This window comes from Thermomonas sp. (genome assembly GCF_029945965.1).
Lineage (GTDB): Bacteria > Pseudomonadota > Gammaproteobacteria > Xanthomonadales > Xanthomonadaceae > Thermomonas.
This window is the reverse complement of sequence record NZ_JAQSDO010000015.1, coordinates 778,845-805,312: the sequence shown is the minus strand read 5'-3', so window position 1 is coordinate 805,312 and position 26,468 is coordinate 778,845. Positions and strand designations below refer to the sequence as shown.

Annotated in this window: 22 protein-coding genes and 1 tRNA gene; 15 read left to right on the top strand and 8 right to left on the bottom strand. The window is 63.3% G+C overall.

What is annotated here, in order from left to right; genetic code table 11:
* Positions 1 to 179 precede the first annotated feature (179 nt).
* A complete protein-coding gene (locus tag PSV05_RS09930; RefSeq protein ID WP_300064596.1) occupies positions 180 to 797 on the bottom strand; it encodes a phasin family protein in 618 nt (205 codons plus the stop codon).
* A 76-nt stretch (positions 798 to 873) separates the two neighbouring features.
* On the bottom strand, positions 874 to 2,142 hold the full coding sequence (locus PSV05_RS09925; RefSeq protein ID WP_300064593.1) for a patatin-like phospholipase family protein: 1,269 nt from the start codon (positions 2,140 to 2,142) through the stop codon (positions 874 to 876).
* 108 nt (positions 2,143 to 2,250) lie between these two features.
* Between PSV05_RS09925 and PSV05_RS09920 the strand changes: the two genes are divergently transcribed.
* Entirely contained in the window at positions 2,251 to 2,994 is a 744-nt protein-coding gene (locus tag PSV05_RS09920) for a hypothetical protein (RefSeq protein ID WP_300064590.1), read from the top strand.
* Positions 2,995 to 3,027: 33 nt separating this feature from the next.
* Here PSV05_RS09920 and PSV05_RS09915 read toward each other — a convergent pair whose 3' ends face one another.
* Positions 3,028 to 3,831, bottom strand: a complete 804-nt coding sequence (locus PSV05_RS09915; RefSeq protein ID WP_300064587.1) for an FHA domain-containing protein — start codon at positions 3,829 to 3,831, stop codon at positions 3,028 to 3,030.
* A 117-nt stretch (positions 3,832 to 3,948) separates the two neighbouring features.
* Here PSV05_RS09915 and PSV05_RS09910 point away from each other — a divergent pair, with 117 nt between their 5' ends.
* The 5 genes from PSV05_RS09910 (at position 3,949) to aroA (ending at position 9,102) form a co-directional block, all read left to right on the top strand.
* Positions 3,949 to 4,221 carry a polyhydroxyalkanoic acid system family protein gene (locus tag PSV05_RS09910; protein WP_300064584.1) on the top strand — a complete coding sequence of 91 codons (273 nt, stop codon included), beginning with the start codon at positions 3,949 to 3,951 and terminating at the stop codon, positions 4,219 to 4,221.
* Between the two features lie 109 nt (positions 4,222 to 4,330).
* A complete protein-coding gene (gene serC / locus PSV05_RS09905; protein WP_300064582.1) occupies positions 4,331 to 5,416 on the top strand; it encodes a 3-phosphoserine/phosphohydroxythreonine transaminase in 1,086 nt (361 codons plus the stop codon).
* Positions 5,409 to 6,521 (top strand): prephenate dehydratase, encoded by a 1,113-nt coding sequence (gene pheA, locus PSV05_RS09900; protein WP_300064580.1) that lies wholly within the window; start codon positions 5,409 to 5,411, stop codon positions 6,519 to 6,521. The genes serC and pheA overlap by 8 nt, the downstream gene beginning before the upstream one ends.
* Positions 6,522 to 6,673: 152 nt before the next feature.
* Positions 6,674 to 7,798, top strand: coding sequence for a histidinol-phosphate transaminase (gene hisC, locus PSV05_RS09895; RefSeq protein WP_300064578.1), 1,125 nt, complete (start codon positions 6,674 to 6,676; stop codon positions 7,796 to 7,798).
* The gene (gene aroA / locus PSV05_RS09890) at positions 7,795 to 9,102 is read left to right on the top strand and encodes a 3-phosphoshikimate 1-carboxyvinyltransferase (protein WP_300064575.1); all 1,308 of its coding nucleotides are present in this window, start codon (positions 7,795 to 7,797) and stop codon (positions 9,100 to 9,102) included. The genes hisC and aroA overlap by 4 nt, the downstream gene beginning before the upstream one ends.
* A gap of 90 nt (positions 9,103 to 9,192) precedes the next feature.
* On the opposite strand, the gene PSV05_RS09885 is transcribed toward aroA, so the two are convergent.
* Positions 9,193 to 9,834 carry an energy transducer TonB gene (locus tag PSV05_RS09885; protein ID WP_300064572.1) on the bottom strand — a complete coding sequence of 214 codons (642 nt, stop codon included), beginning with the start codon at positions 9,832 to 9,834 and terminating at the stop codon, positions 9,193 to 9,195.
* 110 nt (positions 9,835 to 9,944) lie between these two features.
* Between PSV05_RS09885 and serS the strand changes: the two genes are divergently transcribed.
* From serS to PSV05_RS09865, 4 genes are all read left to right on the top strand, one after another.
* Complete coding sequence (serS, locus tag PSV05_RS09880; RefSeq protein ID WP_300064569.1) at positions 9,945 to 11,285, top strand: serine--tRNA ligase; 1,341 nt, start codon at positions 9,945 to 9,947, stop codon at positions 11,283 to 11,285.
* A gap of 3 nt (positions 11,286 to 11,288) precedes the next feature.
* Positions 11,289 to 12,269: a LysR family transcriptional regulator gene (locus tag PSV05_RS09875; RefSeq protein WP_300064566.1), complete on the top strand. Its 981-nt coding sequence runs from the start codon at positions 11,289 to 11,291 to the stop codon at positions 12,267 to 12,269.
* A gap of 157 nt (positions 12,270 to 12,426) precedes the next feature.
* Positions 12,427 to 12,516 (top strand) — tRNA-Ser (locus PSV05_RS09870).
* Between the two features lie 120 nt (positions 12,517 to 12,636).
* Complete coding sequence (locus PSV05_RS09865; protein ID WP_300064563.1) at positions 12,637 to 13,290, top strand: response regulator; 654 nt, start codon at positions 12,637 to 12,639, stop codon at positions 13,288 to 13,290.
* Positions 13,291 to 13,313: 23 nt separating this feature from the next.
* Here the strand turns inward: PSV05_RS09865 and rne are convergent, their stop codons facing one another.
* Complete coding sequence (rne, locus tag PSV05_RS09860; protein WP_300064560.1) at positions 13,314 to 16,298, bottom strand: ribonuclease E; 2,985 nt, start codon at positions 16,296 to 16,298, stop codon at positions 13,314 to 13,316.
* 411 nt (positions 16,299 to 16,709) lie between these two features.
* Here rne and PSV05_RS09855 point away from each other — a divergent pair, with 411 nt between their 5' ends.
* Entirely contained in the window at positions 16,710 to 17,681 is a 972-nt protein-coding gene (locus PSV05_RS09855) for an RluA family pseudouridine synthase (protein ID WP_300064557.1), read from the top strand.
* A gap of 27 nt (positions 17,682 to 17,708) precedes the next feature.
* Here the strand turns inward: PSV05_RS09855 and PSV05_RS09850 are convergent, their stop codons facing one another.
* Complete coding sequence (locus tag PSV05_RS09850) at positions 17,709 to 18,050, bottom strand: 4a-hydroxytetrahydrobiopterin dehydratase (RefSeq protein ID WP_300064554.1); 342 nt, start codon at positions 18,048 to 18,050, stop codon at positions 17,709 to 17,711.
* Positions 18,051 to 18,151: 101 nt separating this feature from the next.
* On the opposite strand from PSV05_RS09850, the gene PSV05_RS09845 reads away from it, so the two are divergent.
* Complete coding sequence (locus PSV05_RS09845; protein WP_300064551.1) at positions 18,152 to 18,781, top strand: NfuA family Fe-S biogenesis protein; 630 nt, start codon at positions 18,152 to 18,154, stop codon at positions 18,779 to 18,781.
* A 15-nt stretch (positions 18,782 to 18,796) separates the two neighbouring features.
* Positions 18,797 to 20,548 carry a hypothetical protein gene (locus PSV05_RS09840; protein WP_300064548.1) on the top strand — a complete coding sequence of 584 codons (1,752 nt, stop codon included), beginning with the start codon at positions 18,797 to 18,799 and terminating at the stop codon, positions 20,546 to 20,548.
* Between the two features lie 126 nt (positions 20,549 to 20,674).
* On the opposite strand, the gene PSV05_RS09835 is transcribed toward PSV05_RS09840, so the two are convergent.
* Together PSV05_RS09835 and PSV05_RS09830 are read right to left on the bottom strand one after the other, a co-directional pair.
* The gene (locus PSV05_RS09835) at positions 20,675 to 21,124 is read right to left on the bottom strand and encodes a c-type cytochrome (RefSeq protein WP_345782251.1); all 450 of its coding nucleotides are present in this window, start codon (positions 21,122 to 21,124) and stop codon (positions 20,675 to 20,677) included.
* A gap of 8 nt (positions 21,125 to 21,132) precedes the next feature.
* Positions 21,133 to 21,555, bottom strand: coding sequence for a cytochrome c (locus tag PSV05_RS09830; RefSeq protein WP_300065462.1), 423 nt, complete (start codon positions 21,553 to 21,555; stop codon positions 21,133 to 21,135).
* A 228-nt stretch (positions 21,556 to 21,783) separates the two neighbouring features.
* Between PSV05_RS09830 and PSV05_RS09825 the strand changes: the two genes are divergently transcribed.
* The gene (locus PSV05_RS09825; protein WP_300064545.1) at positions 21,784 to 22,944 is read left to right on the top strand and encodes an efflux RND transporter periplasmic adaptor subunit; all 1,161 of its coding nucleotides are present in this window, start codon (positions 21,784 to 21,786) and stop codon (positions 22,942 to 22,944) included.
* Complete coding sequence (locus tag PSV05_RS09820) at positions 22,941 to 26,462, top strand: efflux RND transporter permease subunit (protein WP_300064541.1); 3,522 nt, start codon at positions 22,941 to 22,943, stop codon at positions 26,460 to 26,462. Before PSV05_RS09825 ends, PSV05_RS09820 begins: the two co-directional genes overlap by 4 nt.
* Positions 26,463 to 26,468: the final 6 nt, after the last annotated feature.

Here is a 26,468-nt window from a genome sequence, read left to right as displayed (position 1 = left end):
GCGGCTTGCCGCGCTGGGGTTAGGTAGTCGAAGCGGGGCAAGCCCCGCTCTACGATGGGAACAGGCGCAAGGAGGAGGCCGGGCTGTTGTAGAGCGCGGCTTGCCGCGCTGGGGTTAGGTAGTCGAAGCGGGGCAAGCCCCGCTCTACGAGGGCAGATTGGGATTGCCCCTGCTAGCGATTACTCTGCGGCGGCCGTTTTTTTGGCGGCGCTTTTGCGGGCTTTCTTGGCCGGTGCCTTTGCAGCAGCTTTCGGCTTCGGTGCGGCCTTGGGTGCCGCCTTGGTTGCGGACTTGCGCGGCGCCTTGCTGGCCTTGGCCCGTTTCGAGGCGGACGTCGCGGCGGGCTTGCCATTGGCCTTGCGCAGTTCTGCGGTCAGCCGCTCGACGCGCTCGGTCAGGGTGTTGAGATCCGCGCGGCTGGGAACGCCCAGCTTCACAAGGGCGCGCTGCACGCGATCCTCAAACACGCTTTCCAGCTTGTCCCAGGTGTCGGCAGCGCGTTCCTTGGCTTGGCCAACCCGGTCTTCGACTAGGTCGCGAACAACGTCGGCGCGGTTGCCGGCGAACTTGCGTGCGGTCTGTTCCAGCGACAGGCCGTCGCGGACCAGGCTTTCGAACAGCTTGCCGCCTTCGGCCTGTGCGCGGTTGAACGCACCCATGCCGGCCAGCCAGATCTGTTGAGCGGATTCGGTGATCGACTTGCCTAGGCGCTCGGCCTGGGCTTGGGATTCCTTTGCGGTGGATCCCTTTGCAGTCCCTGTGGCGCTCTTGCGTGCAGTCTTCTTCAGCTTGGCCATGAGTCCCCTTTGTGGCGTCATCGGTGACGCGCGGTGTGTGGATTGAGTAGCAGCATCGCGCCACTGTCTAGAGCATTCACACCATGCCGCGTGCGAGGCCGAGCCGATGTTCGATCTCGTCCAGCGCGCGTCCGAGCCGTGCGGTGGTTTCGGTGCGACGTTGGCTGGGTGGCAGGTGCGCAAGGATCGAACGCGGCTTGTCGGCGATCACATCCGCGCGCAGCTTGATGCCATGCACGGCGAGGATCGGCTCCAGCACGTCGCGGCGCTTGCGCAGGTCGGCCAGCGTGTTCCGGTAGGCCAGTTGTGAGATCCGCCGGCGTGCCGAGAAGCTGAAGACGTTGGTATAGAACAGCTCGCGGTTGTCGGAATTCGGTTCAAATACCAACTGGTCGATATCCGGATACTGCGTCGCGTAGCGCGCCAATCCGACCTGCATGCGCGACTGCAGCATGGTGCGCAAGGTCTGCGAAAGCACGCCCGGCAGGCCGCCGTCGGCGATGCGACGGTGGCTGAAGCGATGCGCCTGGGCGACCTCCTGTGCATCGTTGCCGGGATTGAACGGCACCAGAGGATTGATGCCGAGCATCAGGTCGACGCCGCGGTCGAGCACGATCGAGGCATGCATGGTTCGGCGCAATGCGCCATCGACGAAGTGGCGGACACGCCCGCTCTTGTCGAGCATTTTGACTGGCGGGTAAAGGCCGGGCAGGGCAGCACTTGCCTGCACTGCCTGCGAAATAGGCACGTCGTCCCAATCCTTGTCGCCGAAACGCACAGCTTCGCCACTGTCGAGGTCCACGCTGATCACATACAGCGCGCTATCGAGCTTGCGAAAATTATTCGTGCGGCCACCGTGGGTGAACACGCCGCGCAGGAAGCGTTCTACTTCGGCGTTGTCGAACAGCCCGGTCGGCACCAATCCGCCGAGGCGGTTGACCAGGTCCGACCAGCGCGAATCGCCGTGCCCAAACCAGAAGTCGCGGGTCAGTCGGGCGGTGAGTTTGGGGATGGAGGCGGCGCGGCGCATGTATTCCAGCAAGGCCGGCCGCAGGAAGGTTTCCGGGCGAAAGGTCACATCCTGGCTATCGCCGCTGATGAAGATCCGGCACAACTCGGCGGTATCCATGCGGTTGGCGAGGCCGGCGGCGAAGAACGCCCCGGAACTCACGCCCACGTAGCAATCCAGGCGGGTCAGGTCCAGGCCGTCGCAGGCTTCGTCCAGCGCGCGTAGCGCGCCCAGTTCGTACATCGCGCCGATGGGTCCGCCTCCGGCAATGGCCAGCCCGATCTTGGGGGGCTGGCCACGCTTGCGGCGCGTTTCGGCGGCGTGCAATGAAAGCATCAGGGGTAAGTCCGCTGGAGTCCGCTGGAGTCGGATTGAATCGAGCCCGAGTGTAACGGAGCGTTATCGAGTATTGCGTCGATGCCGAATGCTGCGGACACTGATGCCATGGTTCGCACCATCGAACAAACCAAAGCTGCTGTCACCGATCCCGCTGCCCGCCTGTCGCGTCGGCTTGCATCCCACCAGGCCGTGCACGATCCACAACGGGAGCCGCGCAACCGGTTGCGCTGGCTGAAACCCGTCCAGGCTTGGCAAACCCAACGGCTGGAACGCAGTTTTGCGCGATTCCTGCAGGATCCGGCGCGCCGACCGGCCGCGAATTTCTTCCTCAGCGATGTCTACGGCGACCGTGATTTCAGCCAGCGCGATGCGGACATCGCCAAGGTCATGCCGATGATGCAGCGCCTGCTGCCGTCCGCGCTGGTGGCCACGGTGGCCGATGGCATCGAGCTGGGCGCGTTGACCCATGCACTCGACCTGCGCATGGCACAAGCGCTGCAGCGGCTTGCGCCACGCCGTCGCAGGATCGATGAGGCCCTGTATGCAAAGGCCTACCGTGAGGTGGGGCTGCGGCGGTTGCGCATGCGGCAGATCGAACTGATCGACCATGTCGGACAGGGGCTGGCGTCTGCCTTGCGCATGCCCGGGGTCAGCATGTTGCTCAAGCTGTCGCGGGTGCCGGCCAAAGCGGCGGGCTTGGGCGAATTGCAGGTCTTCCTGGAGCGCGGTTTCGAGGCGTTTGCGGGACTCGACGATGCGCAAGCGTTCCTGGCCGACATCCGCCACAACGAATCGGTGGCCATGGCGCGATTGTTCGCAGGCGAGAAGGATCCGTTCCAGATCGATTGAATTCAGGCTGGTCGGGAAGGTTGGGTCAACGCGTCAACGCGCGCCGAACAGCAACAAACCGGACAGCGCCGCGGCGAGCAGGATCGCGGCGAGCAGCAGCCAGGGCATGCGCACCAGCCAGCTTCGACGCGGAATGTACGGACGTTCTTCGGCATCATCGGCATACCCGGAATGCGAATGCATCGCGGTATTGCCGGCTATGGCATGAGGCGGTGGGCCTTCGACAACAAAGCGATGTTGCACGTCGAAGGCGATCTGGTCGCCGGCCTGCAACACGGCCTGGCGGGTGCGGTGGCCATTGACCATGACATCGGCCTGCGCATCGCGCAGCACGGCCTGGCCATTGACGGCCTCGATCAGCGCATGGCGTTCGACGATGCCTTGTCCTTCGATGCGGATGTCGGCATCGCTGCCACGGCCGATCCGGCGCGGCTGTTCAAGGTTGATGCTGCGACCATGGTGCTGGCCACCGATGCCACGCAGGACCAGGCGCAGGCTGGTCGCGGCCATGTCGCGCTGGCCATTGGCCGTGGGCAAGACCTTGCCCGGGTCGTTGGCGGCCGTCAGCAGCAACTCACCGCCATCGACATGGATGCTGTCGCCGGCGCGCAGCATGGCCACATGCTGGACCGGGCGGCCATTGACGTGCACGCCGCGCAGGTCATCGGCCACGGTCAGCCAGATGCCGCGCCGGTCGTTGCATAACTGCAGCAGCCAGGGCTGCTCGGCATCCACCGGGCCCAACCCGTTCGGTAGCCGACCAAGCGCATGCAGCCCGGCGCCAAGCACCAGGTCAGGTTGTTCGCCATCGCAGAAACGCAGACGCAATTCATTCATCGGCGGAAATCTAGCATGCGCGCGCCGTTTTGATGACTCGCCCGCAAATGGTTATGGCTGGTCGTGGATGGCGCTGCCCGGCACAATGCGGCAACTCCAGCCGCCTCGGCATCGCCCATGTCCCGCATCGATATCCACCATCCCCATTCCATGCCCAAGGCCAAGGCCCGCAAGACGGTAGAGGAAGTGGCGCACAAACTGGCCGAGCGATTCCACATGACGTGCGAGTGGGAGGGCGACGTGCTGAACTTCTCGCGCTCCGGCGTGGATGGACACATCGAGTTGGGGCCCAAGGACCTGCACGTGCATGCCAAGCTCGGTTTCCTGGCCGCGATGTTCAAGGATCCGATCGAAAGCGAGATCCGGCGGGTGCTTGGCGAAAAGTTCTGAAGATATCGCCAGAGCTTCTGCCGGCTGCGAAAGTTTCGACGGAAACCTCCGAGCGCACGATGCTGCGCTGCGGCATACTGCGGGTTCCCATGATTTTCGGAGCCTGACGATGTCGCGTGCGTTCAATTTCAGTGCCGGTCCCGCCACCCTGCCCGAATCCGTCCTGCGCCAGGCGCAAGCACAGATGCTGGAATTCGGCGATGCCGGCGCATCGATCGTCGAGCTCAGCCATCGCGGCCCGGAGTTCATCGGCGTGGCCCAGCAGACCGAGGCCGACCTGCGCAGCTTGCTGTCGATTCCGGACGATTACGCGGTGCTGTTTACCGCTGGCGGCGCGACCACGACCCAGGCCTTGCTGCCGCTCAACTTCGCCAACCCGGGCCAGACCGTCGACTACGTGGTAACTGGTCACTGGGGCAAGACCGCGCTCAAGCAGGCCAGGGCCGGCGTGGTGGTCAACATCGCGGCCAGTGGCGAAGCCGATGGCTACCGCGCGATTCCCGCACGCGGCGGCTGGTCGTTGTCGAAGGACGCGGCTTATGTCCACATCACCGCGAATGAAACCATCCACGGCGTCGAGTTCCGCGATATTCCGGAGACAGGCGACGTGCCGTTGTTCGCTGACTTCAGTTCCTCGATCGCCTCCGAGCCTTTGGACATCTCGAAGTTCGGCGTGATCTATGCCGGTGCGCAGAAAAATCTCGGCCCAGTTGGTATCGGGGTAGTCATCGTGCGCCGCGACCTGCTGGCGCGTGAAGGCCAGCCGCGCGCGGACATCTTCGACTATCGCAAGCAGCTCGAAGCGGAGTCCATGCTCAACACGCCACCCAGCTGGAACTGGTACATGCTCGGGCTGACCGTGAAGTGGATGCTCGACGAAGGCGGTGTGACCGAATTCGCCATCCGCAATGCGCGCAAGGCGGCGGCGTTGTATGACGTAATCGACAACTCGGGTGGCTATTTCCGCAATGAAGTCACGGCAGAAGTGCGCTCGCGCATGAATGTGCCGTTCTTCCTGCACGACGAGGCTCTGGACAAGGAATTCCTGGCCGGAGCCAAGGCCGCCGGCCTGATCGGCCTCAAGGGCCATCGCGCGCTGGGTGGTATGCGCGCCTCGATCTACAACGCGATGCCGGAAGCGGGTGTGCAGGCATTGGCTGATTTCATGCGAGCGTTCCAGTCCGGTCATGGCTAAGAAAAAAGACGAGAAGGCCAGCGAGGCGAAACCCGACCTGGGCCAGGTGCGCGAGCAGATCGACGGTATCGACCGTCAGATCCAGGAGCTCATCGCACAGCGCGCGCAATGGGCCCACCAGGTCGGCAAGGCCAAGGGCAAACTGGCCGCAGCGGTTGATTACTACCGCCCGGAGCGCGAGGCGCAGGTGCTGCGTCGGGTGGTGGATCGCAACGACGGCCCACTCGCCGATGAAGTGCTGGTGCGGCTGTTTCGCGAAGTGATGTCGGCCTGCCTGGCCCAGCAGGAGCCGCTGAAAATCGGGTATCTCGGGCCTGAGGGCACCTTCAGCCAGCAGGCGGTGCACAAGCACTTCGGCCATTCCGCGCACGGGCTACCGCTGTCGAGCATCGAAGAAGTGTTTGAGGCCGTGGCCGCGGGCGATGCCGATTTCGGCGTGGTGCCGGTGGAAAACTCGGGGCAGGGCACGATCCAGATGACCCTGGACCTGTTCCTGACTTCGCCGCTGCGGATCTGTGGCGAGGTCGAGCTGCGGATCAACCAGTTCCTGTTGTCGCGCACGGGCCGCATCGAGGATGTGGACCGGATTTATTCGCATCCGATGTCGTTGGCGCAGTGTGCGGGCTGGCTGCGCGCGAACTTGCCGCACATCGAACGTATTTCCGTCTCCAGCAATGCCGAGGCAGCGCGGCGTACGCGCAAAGCCGATGATGCCGCCGCGATCGCGGGTGAGTCGGCCGCGCATGTCTACGGTTTGAAGAAGATCGCCGGGCCGATCGAGGATCGCAGCGACAACACCACCCGCTTCATGGTGGTGGGCCGTCAATCGTTCCCATCCTCAGGCCATGACCGCACCTCGCTGCTGGTATTCATCCATGACCGCCCTGGCGCACTGTATGGCGTGCTGGAGCCACTGGCGCGACGCGGCATCAGCATGAACCGGATCGAATCGCGTCCCGCGCATGGCCACTTGTGGCAGTACGCATTCTTCATCGATGTTGCCGGGCATTGCGACGAATCGCCGTTGAAGGATGCACTGGCGGAGATCGGCGAAAAGGGCGATGAGGTGCGGGTGTTGGGTTCCTATCCAGTGGCGATCCTGTGAACCTGTATTCGAAGCTGCTGCGCTCACGCACTCGCGCGCCGGCGGTACTCGGAATCCTCATGTATTCGCACATACACTCCGGTTCCTGCGTTCCGGCGTCGCGCGATTGCGCATCGCTCGCGACGCTTCGAACATCAGGTTCTTTTTTTTAAATGGTTGACTTCGAATGCCTTGCGCGGCCAGGTGTGCGTGAACTGCGCGCTTACGATCCCGGCCACGACCTGGTGTCGCTGCGCCGCCGTTTCGCGCAGACCGCGCAGACGCAGTTGGTCGAACTCGGATCCAACGAAAATCCCTACGGCGCCAGTCCGCGCGCGCGGGATGCCATCGTCGATGCGCTGGCCGGCATCCACCTCTATCCGGATCCGCTGGGTGGCGATCTCAAACGCGCGCTAGCGACATTCCACGGCATCGAGACCTCGCGCCTGCTGCTTGGCAATGGCTCGCACGAATTGCTGATGCAGTTAGCGCAGGTGTTTGCTGGCCCCGGTGATGAAGTGGTGGCATCCAGGTTCGGGTTCGCGGTGTATGCGCTGGCTGCTCAGGCGGCGGGTGCCAGTTTCCGCCCAGCACCAGCCTTGCCGCGTGGACATGCGATGCAGCACGGCCACGATCTTGCTGAATTGGGCGCGGCAATCGGGCCACGCACCAAACTTGTGTACCTGGCCAATCCCAACAATCCGACCGGGACATGGTTTGCTGCGAATGCCTTCGCCGCGTTCATGGCCTCGGTGCCGACGAACGTGATCGTGGTGGTGGACGAAGCCTATGCCGAGTTCGTGACCGCGCCGGATTACGCCAGCGCATTGCTGCTGGTCGAACGCTATCCGAATTTGGTGGTCACCCGCACCTTCAGCAAGGCATATGCGCTTGCAGGCCTGCGGGTGGGGTTTGCGATTGCGGATCCGGGGCTGATCACGTTGATGGAACGAGTGCGCGAAAGCTTCAACGTCAATGCACTTGGCTTGGCCGCAGCGGAAGCCGCGCTCGGTGATGGCGCGCACCTGCAGGCATCAATCGCCGGCAATGCTGCGCAACGCGAAGCCCTGTCGAATGGATTGCGCGAACGTGGATTGCATGTATCGCCATCGCAGACAAATTTTTTGCTGGTGGCATTCGGCGAACGGGCAGCGCAGGTCGAGGCCGGCCTTGTTTCGCGTGGCGTGGTGTTGCGTCCGATGGGCGGTTACGGACTGGGCGAGTACCTGCGGATTACCGTGGGCACCGCACCCGAGAACGAACGCCTGCTGGCGACACTGGACGAGGTGCTGGCATGACGCCGGTTGCTGGCTGGATCGCCGGACCGGGCAGCGCATTGCAGGGTGAAGTGATTGTTCCCGGCGACAAGTCGGTCTCCCATCGCGCGATCATGCTGGGCGCGATTGCTGAAGGCGTGACCCGTATTGTCGGCTTCCTCGAAGGCGAGGATACCCGCGCCACTGCTGCAATCTTCCGCCAGCTCGGCGTGCATATCGAGGCGCCCAGCGATGGCGTGCGGATCGTGCATGGCGTTGGCCTGCATGGCTTGCAGGCATCGCAGGAACCGCTTGATTGCGGCAATGCCGGCACCGCGATGCGTTTGTTGACCGGCTTGCTGGCAGGGCAGGCGTTCGACAGCACGTTGGTCGGCGACGCCTCGCTGTCGCAACGGCCGATGCGGCGCGTGATCGATCCGTTGGCAGCGCTGGGCGCACATATTGATTCGAACGATGGACGTGCACCGTTGCGCATACATGGTGACCAACCCCTGCGTGGATCGCACATTGATCTGGTGGTGGCGAGCGCCCAGTTGAAGTCGGCGGTGCTGCTGGCCGGTCTGTATGCCGATGGCGAAACCCGCGTCAGCGAATCGCATCCGACCCGCGACTACACCGAGCGCATGCTCACTGCGTTCGGTGCTCCCTGCGAATTCGCGCCGGGTGTTGCCACGATCCGCGGTGATGCAACCCTGCATGGCACCGAGGTGCATGTGCCTGCAGATTTTTCATCCGCAGCGTTTTTCCTGGCCGCGGCCACGCTAGTGCCGGGCTCGGATCTTGTGCTGCGGCAAGTCGGCATGAATCCGCGCCGGACCGGGCTGCTGCACGTGTTGCGGATGATGGGCGCCAACATCGTCGAAGAAACGGCAAGCGTGCAGGGTGGCGAGCCGGTCTGCGACCTGCGCGTTCGCCATGCGCCATTACACGGGATCGAGGTGCCGGTCGAGCTCGTGCCGGACATGATCGATGAGTTCCCGGTCCTGTTCGTGGCCGCAGCCTGTGCGCAAGGCACGACCAGCGTGCGCGGTGCCGCTGAATTGCGGGTCAAGGAATCTGACCGCATCGCGGTGATGGCGGCTGGCCTGCGCACGCTCGGCATCCGCGTCGATGAAACCCCGGATGGCGCAACGATTCATGGCGGCAAGCTGCATGGCGGCGCCGTTGAGAGCCATGGTGACCACCGCATCGCAATGGCATTCGCGGTGGCGGCGCAGCTGGCCGATGGTGAGGTGTCGATTGGCGATGTCGCCAACGTTGCGACGTCGTTCCCCGGCTTCGATGACCTGGCGCGCGATACGGGATTCGCGCTGCGCGATGCTTGAAAATGGCAATGCGGCGAATCGCTGAATTGCGTTTTATCCCGGCAGGCTGGTTAGCGTGGCTTGGAAGCCTGCCGCGGAAATCCGGGCTTATCAGTTCGGATTGAATTCGAGTGGAATCACCACCGTCGCCGAGACCGGCTGGCCATTGCGCATGGCTGGTTTGAACCGCCAGCGGCGCACGGCTTCCATCGCTGCCCGATCCAGGTAGCGGTTGCCGCTGGATTCGGCCACTTCCATTCGATCCACGCTGCCGTCGGGCGAGACCGTTGCCTGCACGCGTACGGTTCCGCCAATGCCGCGGCGCTGCGCCTCACGCGGATAACTCGGAGGCGGCTGGCTTATCGCCACTGGCATGGCGCTGTTGCCAGCGATGGTTTGCGCACTTGAGGAGGGTGCTACCGACGGTGGCATCGAAGGCGCAGCTGGCGATGCGGGTTCAATGATGCGCGGTTGATCCCCGGCCGGGATGCCTGGCCGCTGGCCTGGCGGCGGCAAGGTCAGGCCACTTGCATTCTGGTCGTCGCTGGCCACGTCAGCAGGCAATGGCGCGGGCAAGCCGGCATCTTCGCCCGAGCTTGCGCCGGTCCCGCTGGCTTTGAAGAAATCGGTGTCGTTGCGCTGGTCCAGCCACAGGAACAGGAACAGCAGCAGGCCGACGCCGAAAGCGACCGCCAGCAGCTTCAGATTACGGGGCGACAACAAGGATTTAATGAGGGGATGCGGTTCGGCCATGGCCGCATTCTGGCATAGCGATGTCAACGCGCCAGCGAATGCGATGCAGGGATCTGCATCAGATGGCGGCACGGGCGATAATGCGCGTTCATTCGCTTCAAGACCCATCCATGCTTGATCCAGCCCTGTTGCGCAACAACCCCGCCGAACTCGCCGAGCGCCTGCGCGTCAGCCGCGGCTTCGAACTCGACGTCTCGCGGATCGAGTCGCTGGAGGCAGAGCGCAAGCACATCCAGGTGCGAACCCAGGAATTGCAGAGTTTGCGTAATTCGAAATCCAAGGAAATTGGTCAGCTGATGGGACGCGCAACGCGCCACATTGCCGAGGAAGATTACGATCAAGCTGATTTCTACGCGGCACAGGTCGAGGGAATCAAGGCAGAAGTCGCCGCCTTCGGCGACGAGTTGAAAGTATCGGAAACTCGATTGGACGAACTCCGCGCCGAGATCGAGTCGATCGCACTCGGCATTCCGAACGTGCCGGATGCATCGGTGCCAGTCGGCAAGGATGAAGCCGACAACATAGAGCAGCACCGCTGGGGTACCCCTCGCGCGTTCGATTTCGAGGTCAAGGACCATGTCGAGCTGGGCGCGCGCAATGGCTGGCTGGATGGCGATACGGCCGCCAAGATCAGCGGCGCACGTTTCACCGTGCTGCGCGGGAAGCTGGCACGTCTGCATCGCGCGCTGGCTCAGTTCATGCTCGATTTGCACACCGACACCCACGGTTACGAAGAAACCAACGTGCCGCTGCTGGTCAATGCCGATTCGATGCGAGGCACAGGTCAATTGCCGAAGTTTGAGGACGACCTGTTCGCGACGGAGGTTGGCGATGGTGAAGCGGCGCACCGGCGCTATCTCATCCCTACCAGCGAAGTCCCGCTGACTAATATCGTCCGTGACGAAATTCTCGATGCCGAACGCCTGCCACTGCGAATGACCGCGCACTCGATGTGCTTCCGCGCCGAAGCCGGCAGCCATGGCCGCGACACCCGCGGCATGATCCGCCAGCACCAGTTCGAGAAGGTCGAACTGGTCAGTATTGCCACGCCCGAGGAATCCGCCGACGAGCACGAGCGCATGACCCGTTGCGCGGAAGTCGTGCTGGAATCGCTGGGCCTGCCGTATCGCAAGGTGCTGCTGTGCACCGGTGACATGGGCTTCGGCGCGATCAAGACCTATGACCTGGAAGTATGGCTGCCCTCGCAGGACAGCTATCGTGAGATCTCATCGTGCTCGAACTGTGGCGATTTCCAGGCGCGTCGCATGCAGGCACGCTGGCGCAATCCGGCCACCGGCAAACCGGAACTCGTGCACACGCTCAACGGTTCCGGCGTTGCAGTCGGCCGCGCATTGATCGCGGTGATGGAGAACTACCAGAACGCTGATGGCAGCATCGATGTGCCGGAGGCGCTGCGCGGGTACATGGGTGGCGTCGAGCGGATTGCCTGAAGCATGAATGACCTCAACGATCTGTATTACTTCGCTGTCGTGGTCGACCACGGCGGATTTGCCGCGGCCGAGCGCGCGCTGGGCATTCCCAAGTCGCGCTTGAGCCGGCGGATCAGTTCTCTGGAAGCCGAACTGGGTGTGCGTCTGCTGCAGCGCTCGACCCGCCGGTTTTCAGTGACCGATGTCGGCAACAGCGTGTACCGGCATGCGCAATCGATGCTTGCCGAGGCGCAGGCCGCGCGCGAAGCGGTGGATCGCCTGAGCGCAGAGCCGCGCGGCAGCGTGCGCGTGAGCGTGCCGGTGTCGATGGCCCAGCAGCAGTTCCCGAAGCTGCTGCCGGAGTTCATGGCCCTGTATCCGAAGGTGCGCCTGCAACTGATCGTCGGTAACCGCCGCGTGGACGTGATCAACGAAGGCATTGATGTGGCCCTGCGCGTGCGCAGCAAGCTGGACGATGATGGCAGCCTGGTGATGCGCAGTTTCGGCCAGATCCAGGAGCTGCTGGTGGCGAGCCCGAGTTATCTGAAACGGGCTGGGCGCCCAACCACGCCGGAAGAACTTGCCGACCACGTCACCCTGAGCATCAGCGAGGACGAGGCCCGCCAGCGTTGGGATCTGCATGGTCCGGATGGAGACGTGCGCAGGGTCGAACTGCAGCCAAGGATTACCGGCTTTGATTTCCCGATGATGCAGGCAATGGCCCGCGACGGCATCGGCATCACCTTGTTGCCGGAAACCGTCTGCGCGGATGCCGTGCGTCGTGGCGAGCTTGAGGTGGTGCTACCGCAATGGCGGCTGCCGCAGGGCATCGCACATGCTGTATTCGCCTCGCGCCGCGGACTGTTGCCGGCGGTGCGGGTTTTCATCGATTTCCTGGCGGAGAAACTGCCGCGGATGCTGGAAGAAGCGAGCCTTGAATGCGCGGAGTGCCCGGGCGGGGTGTATCCGAAGACTGCGAAGCAAGTCGTGGCCAGCGAGGCCTGATGTTCGAAGCAAGAACTTGGCTGAAGCGGTGAGATAGATTCGGGCCATCCATGGCCCTCGCCCGCTACGCGGGCAGCCTAAGGCTGTCCAGATCGGCAATCCTGCCGATCTGTCGAACTCCTGAAATTCGAAGGAGTCATGCGACAATCCGTGCCACGGAAGTGTGGCCGAGTGGTTTAAGGCAGCAGTCTTGAAAACTGCCGTGGGTGTGAGCCCACCGTGAGTTCGAATCTCACCGCTTCCGCCAAATTTTTCCTCGTACCTACTGCCCGTAGGACTTTTCCTACCCGACAGTGCGGCATTCCCGTCTTGGCGTCAGGCATCCTGCGGCGTAGCTTGTCCCCATCACGAACGGGGGGGAGTAGTCATGGGGATCAAGGTTTTTATCGTTGACGATCACGCACTGGTGCGAACCGGGCTGCGTCTCACCCTGCAGCAGGCGGCCGACATCGAGGTGATCGGCGAAGCCGAGACCGGCGAGGATGCCTTGCCGCAGATCCGCAGGTTGAAACCCGACGTTGTCCTGTGCGACCTGCACCTGCCCGGGATCAGTGGGCTGGAGGTGACCGAGCGTGTGGTGCGCGGCGACTTTGGAACCCGGGTAATCGTGGTATCCGTGCTTGAAGATGGACCGATGCCGCGTCGCCTGCTGGAAGCGGGCGCCTCGGGTTATGTGGGTAAGGCCTGCGACGCCGATGAACTGCTGCGGGCCGTCCGCGATGTGTCGCGCGGCAAGAAATACCTGGCCAATGCGATTGCGCAAGGGATGGCCCTGTCTGGCATCAGCGGCAACCAGGCATCGCCGTTCGATGCATTGACGCCGCGTGAGATGGAAGTGGCCTTGCTGCTCAACCAAGGCATGCGCCAGGAAGCTATCGCCAAGCATCTCAGCTTGAGTGCGAAGACAATCAACACGCATAAATCGCGCTTGTTCGAAAAACTCGCGGTGCGCGACAACATCGCCCTGGCCCGCCTGATCAGTCAGTACGGGCTGGTCGATGCCGCATACGCCGTGCACTGACGGCGTACACGGATCAAGCCACTTCAGGCGTTGCGGGTGGCTTCTTCGGTTTCAGGAGCCTGGCTTTCGGTATTCGCCGCAAGCGGTGCATCGGTGCCGTCGCTGCTGACCCGTGCAGTGTCGAACAGGCCACGCAGCTGTTCGGCGCGGCTGTTGGCGGCATCCAGTGTCTGGGCAGTTTCGAGTTCGGCTGGCTTGGACTCGACCAGCGTGACTTCAGCCGCCTGATCCGCGGCAGGTTTCGACACGACTTCGGTGACTGGTTCTGGCACGACGTTCTCTGCAGCATCGGCAACGGACGTTTCCAGCTGGGTAGATGCGTGTGGAGCTTCTTCGATCTTCGCTTCGACCATGACCTGATTGGTGTTGACGGGTGCTTCGACCGCATTCGCAACAGCTGCTGCAGCGGCCTCCGACTCGGCTTCCGGTGCGTGCGTGCTGGCTTCGATGACCGGCTTGGCATCAACAACAGCGGCAGTGGGAGCCACTGAAGGCGAGGGCGCTTCCGCCTTCACTTCCGCGTCGACAGCCTGGGCCGTTGCCAATTCGGCGCTGGCAACCTTCAGTACCCTGGGTGCGGGCGCTTCGATATCGTCGAAATCGAATTCGGGCTGGGAGCCGTCGGCATTCAGCACTTCATCGGCCGGCGCGTCCTGGTCGTGCGTCGTTTCGCTGGCGTTTTCGGCGGCATCACCACCACGACGGCGACGGCGGCCACCACGACGGCCACGACGACGCTTGCTGCCGCCTTCACCGTCGTTGTTGCCATCATCCTGTTGTTTAGCCTCCGCTTGAACCGGCTGGGTCTGCGCCTGGTTGTCGGTTGCAGGAGTCTCTGCCGGCGTCGCTGAGCTTGCCTCGTTGGCGAGCACGGCACTGGTGGCGACAACGTCCTCCACGACGGCGGGAGTTTCGGCCTTCGACTTGTCCTGCCGTTCCTGACGGTCTTGCTTCGTGCGTTCCTGCTTAGGCTGCTTCTGCGATTGCTGCTTGTCTTGTTGCTTGTCTTGCTGCTTGTCCTGCTTGGCAGGCTTTTCGTTGCGCGGCTGCTTCGGCTGGCGGGCTTCCGGCTGGGCCTGCTTCTGCGCCTCGGCCTGCTTGCCACCACGGCCTTCGTCCTGCGCGCCACCACCACGCCGATTGCTGTCACGATCCCGGCCACCACGGCCGCCACGGCCACCGCGGTCGTCACGACCATCACGGCGACTGTTGCTGCTGCGACCCTCACGGCGTCCACCCTTGGAATCATCGCTAGCTGGCGACTCGGTGGTTGCCGGGCTGGCTCCGAACAAGCCGCGCAGCCAGCCGATCACGCCACCGGCCTGGACCGGGGTTGATGCGGCTTCGACAGCAGGTGCCGGACGCGCCTGTTCTTCCGGCATCGGCTTGGGATCGCGCAACGGCGCAGGCTGCGCGGGACTGACCTTGGTCACTGCCGGTAGTGGCGGAATATTCAGCTGGGCCTTGCTGAGTGCAATCGTCGCGACCTTGCGCGGTGTGCCACGCTGGTAGCTCGGACGCGCGGTCTCCTCGCCCATCTCATTCTCTCGAATGCGGGTCACTTCGTAGTGCGGCGTGTGCAGTTGTTCATCAGCCACGATCACGATCGGGGCGTCATGGCGTTGTTCGATCTCGCGCAGCGCACCGCGTTTTTCGTTGAGCAGGAAGTTGGCGATTTCCACCGGGACCTGCACCAGTACCTGGCCGGTGTTGTCCTTCATCGCGTGCTCTTCGGCCACGCGAATGATCGACAGCGACAGCGATTCGATGCTGCGCATGCGGCCATGGCCTTCGCACTGCGGGCAGACAATCTGGCTGGCTTCGCCCAGGCTGTTGCGCAGGCGCTGGCGGCTCATTTCGAGTAGCCCGAAGCGCGAGATGCGGCCGATCTGCACGCGCGCGCGGTCGTACTTCAGCGCGTTCTGCAGCTTGTTCTCGACATCGCGTTGGTGCTTGTTGGACGCCATGTCGATGAAATCGATCACCACCAGCCCGCCGAGGTCGCGCAGGCGCAGCTGGCGAGCGACTTCCTCAGCCGCCTCCAGATTCGTGTTGAACGCGGTTTCCTCGATGTCGCCGCCCTTGGTGGCGCGCGCGGAGTTGACGTCGATCGCGGTCAGCGCTTCGGTCTGGTCTATCACTAGCGCGCCGCCGGAGGGCAGGCGCACGGTGCGCTCATAGGCGCCTTCGATCTGTGATTCGATCTGGAAGCGGTTGAACAGTGGGGTGTCGTCGGTGTAGTGCTTGAGCTTGCGCAGGTTATGCGGCATCACCTGTTCGACGAACTCGCGCGCTTCTTCATACATCTCCGGGGTGTCGACCAGGATCTCGCCGACATCACTACGCATGTAGTCGCGCAGGGCGCGCACGATCAGCCGCGATTCCTGATAGATCAGGAACGGAGCAGGCTTGGTCAGCGCGGCCTCGGCAATTGCACGCCAGATCGACAGCAGGTAGTCGAGGTCCCACTGCAGTTCTTCGGCATCGCGGCCAACACCAGCGGTACGAATAATCACGCCCATCTCGTCCGGGATCGCCAGCGAATCCATCGCTTTCTTCAACTCGGCACGGTCGTCGCCCTCGATCCGGCGGGATACACCACCGGCGGTCGGTGAATTCGGCATCAGCACCATGTAACGGCCGGCCAGCGAAATGAACGTGGTCAGGGCAGCGCCCTTGTTACCGCGTTCTTCCTTGTCGACCTGGACCACGACTTCCTGGCCTTCGCGCAGTAGTTCCTTCAGCGTGGACTTGTTGGCGTCAACGCCGGCCTGGAAGTAGTCGCGGGAGATTTCCTTCAGCGGCAAAAAGCCGTGACGGTCGCCACCGTATTCGACGAAAGCCGCTTCAAGCGACGGCTCCAGCCGGGTGATGCGGCCCTTGTAGATGTTGGACTTCTTGTTTTCCTTCGACGGCTGTTCGATATCGATGTCGTACAGGTTCTGGCCGTCGACCGTCGCCACGCGCAGTTCTTCCGCCTGCGTGGCATTGATGAGCATTCGCTTCATTGTGCGTTCCTCGCGCGCTCCGCCCGCTTGGGCAGGGACGCGGCAACGCCATGGGGCGTATCGCCTCTGGATACCGCAAGCGCCGCAGCCGCGCAGTGCGCCGCCGTGTCGCTTCTAGTCTTCCAGCGCTACGACACCACGGCAGGCCGCGGGAGCGCTTGTGTTCCTTCCGTGTTGCAGGGCCGGTGACAGCAGCCTGGGGCCGGTCACTCGGGACATTGTTCAGCGTAAGCACGAACACCAAAGCGTCCGGCGAAGGCCGGGCTTGCCGTACAGTCGTTAACATGGCCGCCCCGGGGGCGGTGGCAACGAACTGTTCCGGAACGAAGGAAGACCGGCTTTTGGCCGGGGCAACTTCCTGCGGAATCAAACCCTTATCTCGCTCGGCGAGTGTATCAGATCACGATTACTATGACCCATTCAGAAAACGACGATCGAGCCGCCGGCAGCGCCCGCAACTACCGGGTCTCCGAAGACCGCGAAGGGCAGCGTCTGGACAATTTCCTGTTGAACTACCTCAAGGGTGCTCCCCGGTCCCTCGTCTACAAGCTGGTACGCAGCGGGCAGGTACGCATCAATGGCGGGCGGGTCAAGGCGGATCGCCGCCTGGAAGAGGGAGATCAGATCAGGATCCCGCCCGTTCGCATCGAAATAACCGAAGATGGCGACAAGAAGGCGCCACAGGGTCTTCTGGATGCGCTGACCGAAGCCATTGTCTTCGAGGATTTCCGCTTGCTGGCGCTGAACAAGCCTTCGGGGTTGGCCAGCCATGGTGGCAGCGGCATTTCGTGGGGCGCGATCGAAGCGTTACGCGCTTTGCGGCCCAAGGAGTCTCTGGAACTGGTGCACCGACTGGACCGTGACACCTCGGGTCTGCTGATTATCGCGAAGAAGCGTTCGGCGCTGATCGAGTTGCAGGCATTACTACGTGAGGACCATGGTGCCGGCATCCGCAAGCGCTACCTGGCCCTGCTTTCCGGGCGCATGCCGGACGGATTGATGTCGGTGGATGCGCCCTTGCATGTCGGCCTGCGCCAGGGTGGCGAGCGACATGTCCAGGTCAACGCCAACGGCAAGCCATCGAAGAGCCATTTCAAGGTACTGGAGCGGCGCGGCGGGCAAAGCTATTGCGAAGTGCGCATCGAAACCGGGCGCACCCACCAGATCCGCGTGCACGCCCAACATATCGGTCACCCGGTGGCGGGCGATGACAAATACGGCGACGAGGCAGCCAACAAGCGGCTGCGCGAGCAAGTCGGCCTGCGCCGGTTATTCCTGCATGCCTCGACCCTGGAGTTTTCGCTGGATGCCGGCAAGGCGCCGTATCTGCTCAATGCACCGCTGGCGCCGGACCTGATCGAGGCGCTGGATCGACTGGGTTAGGTGTGGGTTGCACCGAAGGCACGGGGCTCAGCCTGCCAATTGGTCCGCCTTCGCCGCACAGATGAAGTCGTTTTCGCTCAGCCCGCCCACGTCGTGGGTGGAAAAGCGCACCACGCAGCGATCGTAGTGGACCGACAGGTCGGGATGATGATCTTCCGCATTGGCGATGTGCGCCAGTGCGTTCACGAACGACATCGTCCTGTAGTAATCCTTGAAGCTGAACGTGCGGGTCACGGCGTGGCTGTTCTCGGCAAGTTCCCAGTCGGGTAGCTGCGACAGCAGCTCGCGGATGCTGGCGTCGGTCAGGCGGTGTTCGCTGCCGCGGCGTGGCATGCAGCGTGCGTGGGCGAGCGGAACGAGGTCGGACATATGGATCTCCTGCAGTGTGGGCGCTGAACCGGAACCCTGGCGAGAGTGTGGACGAAGCACGATGGCTCCGGGCGATGGCGTGGCTGGACTAGAATAGCCGCATGATCCAGATATCAGAATCCGCGCAGGCTCATTTCCGCAAACTGATCGAACGCGAAGCCCTGCCAGGCTTGGGTGTGCGTCTCGCCGCAAACGATCCGGGTACGCCGCGTGCCGACGTGCGCCTGGAGTTCGCCGAACCAAGCGACCTGCAGGGCGACGAATGGGCGATTGACTGCGCAGGTTTCACTCTATGGCTGGATGCGCCGAGTGTGCCGTTCCTGGATGGCGCCGAGATCGACTATGAAGCCAAGGCCACCGGCGGCCAGTTGCAAATACGTGCCCCGAAGATCAAGGGCCAGGTGCCTGGCGCGGAAGCCTCGCTGGTCGAGCGCGTGCGCTGGACCATCGAACATGAGATCAATCCGCAGTTGGCGCAGCACGGGGGCAATGTGAGCTTGCAGGAAATCACCGCCGATGGCGTTGTCGTGCTGAGTTTTGGCGGCGGCTGCCATGGCTGCGGCATGGCCGATGTCACCTTGAAGCAGGGCATCCAGAAAACCTTGCTGGAGAAAGTCCCCGGGGTGACCGCGGTGCGCGATGCAACCGACCATGCCAGCGGTGATGCACCCTACATGACGCGCGATAGCGCGGCAGGTGAGGCGAATACTTCACCTTATGCAGCGGACTGAGCGGATTCCCCACGCGTGACGACATCCGCCGACGTCATCGCTGCGATCAATCAACGACGCGCGCGGCTGACGATTCGACCCGATACAGCAGGCACGACACCAGGCGCGCTGCCAACCGGATGGCAACAGTGGCTGGACGCGATGCCATTGCTGGATGCGCATGCAGAAGGCGCGCCGGCGCCATCGTTGGTGGCTGCGATGGTGCAACGGCCGTTGCGGCCAATCCCACGCCGCCCCGCGCCACTGGGTCGTTGGCAGGCGATCTCCAGCCTGTTGCGCCAGCAATGGCAACCGGATCCGCGTGATGAGCGTGCCATGCGCATCGGTGCGGGCGCTGTCGATATTTTCCTGCACCTGATCCTTGTCAGCCTGCTGCTGTGGCTGATGTACCTGCATTTCATGATGTCGCCGCCACCTCCAGAGGAGGGCGACGAGGCGGTGCAGGTCGAGTTCATCGGACGCGGCAACATTGCCGAAGGTGGTGGTGCGTTGGCCAATGCTGGTGCTGAATCCGCCTCAGCCGCCGCCGCTCCAGCGACCCGCGCGGCGACCCCGGCACCTGCGACTGGCAGGCCGGATGCACCGATCGCATCCGTTCCCGTGCCGCAGCCGCCGCAGGTGAGCGCAAGTAGTGTGGCGCCGCAACGCGTGCGCGAACTGCCACCACCAGCTGCAGCAGAAGCGGCGCAGCCATTGCAGGTCAGCGAAGTGCGCGTGGCCGAGCCGCAGTCCTTCCAGTTGCCACCCCCGAAGCCGCGTGAACTGAAGTTGCCTCAAGTCCAGTTGCGCGAGGCCCAGCCCGTGCAACAAGTGGAAGCCATTGCCACCTTGAAGCCGCAACCGGTACGCACGCTCAAGCCGCGTGAAGTACAGGCCGATCTGCGTGCGCCGCAACTGCAGCAACAGGTCCAGGACATCGAAGTACCGGAACCGCAGCGCATGGCGACATTGCCGGCGCGTGCATTGCCCACTCAGGCCACCAGCAGCGTGCAGGTCCCACAAATGCGCGGGCAGGTCACTGATATCCCGATGCCGCCGGGTGGCGCGCCCACGCCTTCCACGCAATCCGGGAACGGGCTAGCCCAACAGGCCAGCGCGGCGGCTGGAGCAGGTGGTGAGCATGGCAATGCACCTGCGGCAGGAACATTGCCTTCCGGTAACGGGCAGGGTACACAGCCAGCAGTTCAAGGCGGGCGTGGCGTGGCATCGGTTGGCACAGGTGCGGGGCCGGCCAGCAAGCCTGCAGCGGGTGGATGGCCGGGTGCGACGAAAAGCGATGATTGGGGCGCATCCAACCGCAATATCGCTGGTGCCGGTACCAGCAATGGATCAGGCAAGGGCAAGGGCACGGGCAAGGGGCGCAATGGAAAAGGTAATGGCGAACCCGGCTTGTTCAACAGCGACGGCAGTCCGCGACTTTCCGACAAATGGACCGAGCAAAGCGGCATAGACATCGACCGCGAGGGCACCTGGTTGAAACGCCCGGGGCTTGAGTATCGTGGCACGCGCTTCGACCGCTACTGGATTCCCCAAGGCAACTTGCTTGAGGAATGGGTACGCAAGGGCATCAAGCAGGTATCGATTCCGATTCCCGGCACCAGCAAGCGCCTGGAGTGCGTTGTGTCATTGCTGCAGTTTGGTGGCGGTTGCATGCCGGTCGACGATGATGTCAACGAACAGCCGGCGCGTGCACGACCGCCCCCGGACATTCCGTTCAAGCCGGAATTGCAGGAAGACAATGGCAGCGTGAAACTGGCGAATCCTTGAGGTTGCGATGCGACATCCCGAGGGATGTCGCTAGCAGGTTCCGGATTCCGGCTGATGAAGATTTCGCCAGATTTCGCCAATGAAAAGGGGCCTGGCGGCCCCTTTTCATTGCATCGCCGGACTGGCTCAGTTGGCGTTGTGCAGGTCGCGCAATTCCGTATGCACGCTATTGAAATAGGCGGCCAGGTCGGCGATCTGCTGGTCGGTCAATTCCTTGGCCTGGCTGGCCATCAGGTCGGTGGTTGGGCTGCCGCTGCGATCACCCGAGCGATACGCCTGCAGCGAGTGCCCAAGGTAGTCGTGATACTGGCCACCCAGCTTCGGATAACTGGCATCGATCGGTGCATTGCCTTCGGCGCCGTGGCAATCCACGCAGGCCTGGCCGGATGCACGCTTTGTCGAAGCCAGCACCTTGCCGGCAGCAATATCGCCGTTCGGAAGGCCAGCGGAAGACGAGGTGAGCTTGGCTTCGGCGCCATGGCCTTCAGCGGCTTTTTCCTCGCCACCGCAGGCGGACAGCGCCAGCGAACAGGCGATGGCGAGCAGGATCACCTGGGTCTTGGTCTTGGTCGTCATGCTGCGGCTCACTTGATGCTGGACAGGTAGGTGGTGATATCGGCGATGTCCTGCTCCGAGAAACTCTCTGCCTGGGCCTGCATGGTCGGATGTTTGCGCTTGCCCTGGCGGTACTCGTGCAAGGCATTGTTGAGGTAGACCTGCGACTGGCCGCCGAGCTTGGGCACGTGGTAGCTCGGATACGCATTCTTGTATCCAGTCACGCCGTGGCAGCCGCGGCAGGTGAATGTCAGGCTCTTGCCGCGGGAGGCATCGCCGACCAGCGCGGCGGGCCTTACTGGCGCAGGTGCTGCTTCTGCGGCTGGCGCAGACGCGACTGGCGAAGAGACCGCAGGCGCAGCTTCGGTTGCGGGGGGTTGGGCGTCCTGCGCGATGGCGGCGGATGCGGCAATGACCAGGGCAAGTGAAGCGGCGATCGATGACATTCGCATCATGGTGTCGTGGTTCCGGAGTGCACGGTTCAGTGGTATTGCCGCCTGGGCGGCACGCAATCCGGCAAGTATAGCGACATGTCGGGAATGCTCCAGCCCGGATTGAATCCGGTTGCATCTATCGGTTGCTGCGCTGCGTATGGATGCATGACCATGACCTTCGGCGCATGGATTGCGTGCAGGCCGAGGTGACATACTTGACTACAACACCAATCAGGTTCTTCCCGCATGCAAGATACGACCCCGACCACCGCGACGCGCGCTGGCCGCTCTCTTTCACTGACCCGCATCGGGATGCTCACGCTGGTTCTGGCGCTTTCCGCATGCAAGGGAGGCGGGACTGGCATGGACAAGAACGGCAAGAGCGCCGCCGACAAGGGGCCCGAAGCCGTTCCGGTTGAAGTCGCCAAGGCCAGCCGCCGTTCGATTGCTGCCAGCTATAACGGCACTGCTGCGCTGGAAGCGCGTGGCGAGGCGCAGGTCGTGGCCAAGACCTCGGGTATTGCATTGCAGGTGTTCGCCGAAGTTGGCCAGCAGGTGCGCGCCGGCCAGACCCTGGTGCGGATCGATTCCGACCGCGCCACCTTGCAGGTTGCGCAAAGCGACTCTCAGGTACGCAAGCTGCAGGCGAACTTCGCGCGCGCGCAGCAACTGGCCAGCCAGAAGATGGTCAGCGCGAATGATCTTGACACGTTGCGCTACGACCTGGAAAACGCGCGCGCGTCGAATCGCCTTGCACGCCTTGAACTGTCCTACACGACCGTGAAGGCACCAATTTCCGGCGTGATCGCCGAGCGCTCGATCAAGCCGGGTAATCTGGTCCAGATCAACACGCCGCTCATGCGCATCGTTGATGTCTCGCGGCTTGAAGCCACGCTCAACGCGCCGGAACGCGAAATCGAAACGCTGAAGGCCGGGCAATCCGTGCAACTGGTGGTGGATGCACTACCGGGCAAGAGCTTCGAAGGCCGTATCGACCGCGTATCGCCCGTAGTCGATTCAGGCAGCGGCACGTTCCGCGTGGTGTGCGCGTTCGATGGCGGTGGTGTGCTGCAGCCGGGCATGTTCGCGCGCATCCGGATCAACTACGACCAGCGTGCCAATGCGTTGGTGATTCCGCGCAGCGCATTGCTGGAAGATGGCAGCGAGCCGGCGGTGTATACGGTGCGCGCCGACAAGGCGACGCGCATCACGCTCAAGCTCGGCAACATCGATGGCGAGTGGGTGGAAGTGCTCGCTGGGCTGAAGGAAGGCCAACCAGTGGTGATCGCAGGCAAGTCGGCCTTGCGTGAAGGCAGCGTGGTGCAGGTGATCGCCGCGGGCACTGCGCCTGTTCCAGCTGAAGCGGCCGCTGATGCCGATGCGGCGCCGGCGAAGGCTGCGCAATGAGTTCGTCCGGCAAGCATGTGCCGGCCGGCGCGCACGATCCGCTGGCCGCACCGGTCGGTTTCAACCTGGTCGAATTCTCCACCCGCAGGCGCGTCACCATCGCGATGATGACGGTCACCTTGGTGCTGTTCGGATTGATCGCGTTGGGCAGCTTGAAGGTCAACCTGTTGCCGGACCTGAGTTATCCCACGCTGACCGTGCGCACCGATTACACCGGCGCCGCGCCGGCGGAAGTCGAAACCCTGATCAGCCAGCCTGCGGAAGAAGCGCTCGGTGTAGTCAAGGGCCTGCGCAAATTGAAGTCGGTTTCGCGTACGGGCCAGTCCGACGTGGTGCTGGAGTTCGCTTGGGGCACCGACATGGACCAGGCCAGCCTGGACGTGCGCGACAAGATGGAAGCCCTGCAGTTCCCGCTGGAAGCCAAGCCGCCGGTGCTGTTGCGCTTCAACCCGTCGACGCAGCCCATCATGCGGCTGGCGCTGTCGCCGAAAAAAGCTGGCAGCGATGCCGATGCAATCCGCCAGCTGATGGAACTGCGCCGGTTCGCCGACGACGATCTCAAGCGCAAGCTCGAGACCGTCGATGGCGTGGCCGCGGTGAAGGTCGGTGGTGGCCTTGAAGACGAGGTCCAGGTCGATATCGACCAGCACAAACTCGCGCAACTCGGTCTGACACTGGACAACGTGGTGCAGCGTCTGCAGCAGGAGAACATCAATGTCTCCGGCGGACGCCTGGAGGAAGGCTCGCAGCGCTACCTGGTGCGCACGGTCAACCAGTTCGCGACGGTCGACGAAATAGCCAACATGCTGTTGACCACGCGTGCAGCGGCGGCCAGCAACAGCGGGTCCGACCAGGCGATGCGGGTAGCCGCGGCCAGCGGCGATGCAAGCGTGATGGCAGCCTTGTCGCAGCAGAACAGCGGTGGCAGCAGCGCTGCCGCCGGCGGAATGGCCTTGCGCCTGAAGGACGTGGCCGAGGTGCGCCAAGGCTACAAGGAGCGCGAGGCGATCATCCGCCTGGACGGCCGCGAGGCCGTCGAGATGGCGATCTACAAGGAAGGCGATGCCAATACGGTGTCGACCGCGGATGCGCTGGAAGCCAAGCTCAAGGACATCCGCGACAAGCTGCCAGGCGACATCGAACTGACCACGATTGATGATCAGTCGGTGTTCATCCGCAACGCCATCCACGAGGTCAAACGTGATGGCATCATCGGCGGGTTACTGTCGATCCTGATCATCTTCCTGTTCCTGCGCGATGCCTGGAGCACGTTCGTGATCGGCTTGTCGTTGCCGGTCTCGATCATCGCCACGTTCTTCTTCATGGACCGGTTGGGGCTGAGCCTCAATGTGATGTCGCTGGGCGGGTTGGCGCTGGCTACCGGCTTGGTGGTGGACGACTCGATTGTCGTGCTCGAATCGATCGCCAAGGCGCGTGAGCGAGGCTTGGGAATCCTGGATGCCGCAATTACCGGTACACGTGAGGTCAGCATGGCGGTAGTTGCCTCGACCCTGACCACGATTGCGGTGTTCCTGCCGCTGGTGTTCGTGCAGGGGATCGCCGGCCAGCTGTTCCGTGACCAGGCGTTGACCGTGGCGATCGCGATTGCGGTGTCACTGGTGGTGGCGATGACCCTGATCCCGATGCTGAGTGCACTCAAAGGTCGGCCGCCGCTGGGCTTCCCGGAAGAACCGGCGCATGACCGCTGGGTGCCGGGCAACCGCTGGCAAAAACCCGTCGCCCTCGGTGGTCGTGGCATCGGTGCATTCTTCCGCGGGATCTTCTTCGGCATTGCCTGGGCTGTCGTACGCATCTGGCGCGCGATCACGGCGGTTGTCAGCCCAGTGATGCGCAAGGCCAGTGACTTGGCGATGTCGCCCTACCATCGTGCTGAACGCGGCTACATGCGTGTACTGCCAGCCGCATTGGCGCGGCCGGTACCGGTGCTTGCGATCGCCGCGATTGCATTCGCGCTCACCATACTCGCAGTGCCGCTGCTGGGCACCGACCTGATCCCGCAGTTCGCGCAGGATCGTTTCGAGATGACCGCCAAGCTGCCACCAGGCACACCACTTGCACAGACCGATACCGTGATGCGTGCGGTGCAAGCCGCGCATGCCAAGGACGCGGGCGTGCGCGTGCTGTATGGCGTGTCCGGTACTGGCACGCGGCTGGATGCCAGCCCGACAGAAAGCGGCGAGAACATCGGCAAGCTGTCGGTGGTGATGACGAACAACGATGCGGAAGGCCCGCTTACCGAAGCACTCCGCAAGACCATGCAGGCGTATCCGGCTGCGCAGGTCGACTTCGCCCGCCCAGAGCTGTTCAGCCTGTCGCCACCACTGGAAATCGAAGTGGAAGGCAACGACCTGGAGTCCCTGCGCGCCGCCGGTGGTCGCCTGGCGAAGATGCTGCGCGCCAATGCGCACTACGCCGACGTGAAATCGACGGTGGAGCAGGGCTTCCCCGAGATCCAGATCGTGTTCGACCAGGAACGCGCGGCGGCACTAGGGCTGACCACCCGCCAGATCGCTGACGTGGTGGTCAACAAGGTGCGCGGCAACGTGGCCACCCGCTACAGCTTCCGAGATCGCAAGATCGACGTGCTGGTGCGTGCGCAGGAATCAGATCGCGCATCACTCGATGACATCCGCCGCTTGATCGTCAATCCGGGTCGTGGCGCGCCGGTTGAACTGGCGTCGGTCGCCGAAGTGATCTCCACGACAGGCCCCAGTGAGATCCATCGCGCCGACCAGCACCGCGTAGCGATCGTATCGGCTAACCTGCGTGATATCGATCTGGGCAACGCGATCCGTGAAGTCGAATCAATGGTGGCCAAGAATCCGATTGGCACCGATACCAACATGCATATCGGCGGCCAGGGTCAGGAACTCGACGAATCGATCCGCTCATTGCTGTTCGCGTTTGGCCTCGCCATTTTCCTGGTCTACCTGGTGATGGCCTCGCAGTTCGAATCGCTGCTGCATCCGTTCGTGATCCTGTTCACCATCCCGTTGGCCCTGGTTGGCGCGGTGGCGGCCTTGCTGGTGACCCACTCGCCGGCATCGGTGGTGGTGTTCATAGGCCTGATCCTGCTGGTCGGCTTGGTGGTGAAGAATGCGATCATTCTGGTCGACAAGGTCAATCAATTGCGCGAGGAAGGCGTTGCCAAACGCACCGCATTGGTGGAAGGCGCGCGTTCGCGCCTTAGGCCCATCGTCATGACCACGATGACCGCGCTGTTCGGGTTCATGCCGCTGGCGCTGGCGTTCGGGGCAGGCTCGGAAGTGCGTTCGCCCATGGCCATCACCGTCATCGGTGGCCTGCTGGTATCGACCCTGCTGACCTTGCTGGTGATCCCGGTGGTGTATGACCTGCTGGATCGCAAGCCGGACGAGTTCTATGCGGAACGCGGGCGCAGCGCGCACAAGGATGCCGAAGCAGTGGCTGAAGTCTTGTCGCACGAACATGACTCCTTGAGTGATGCGCACGGGGCACACGGACCATCCGGGGCTTGATGCGCC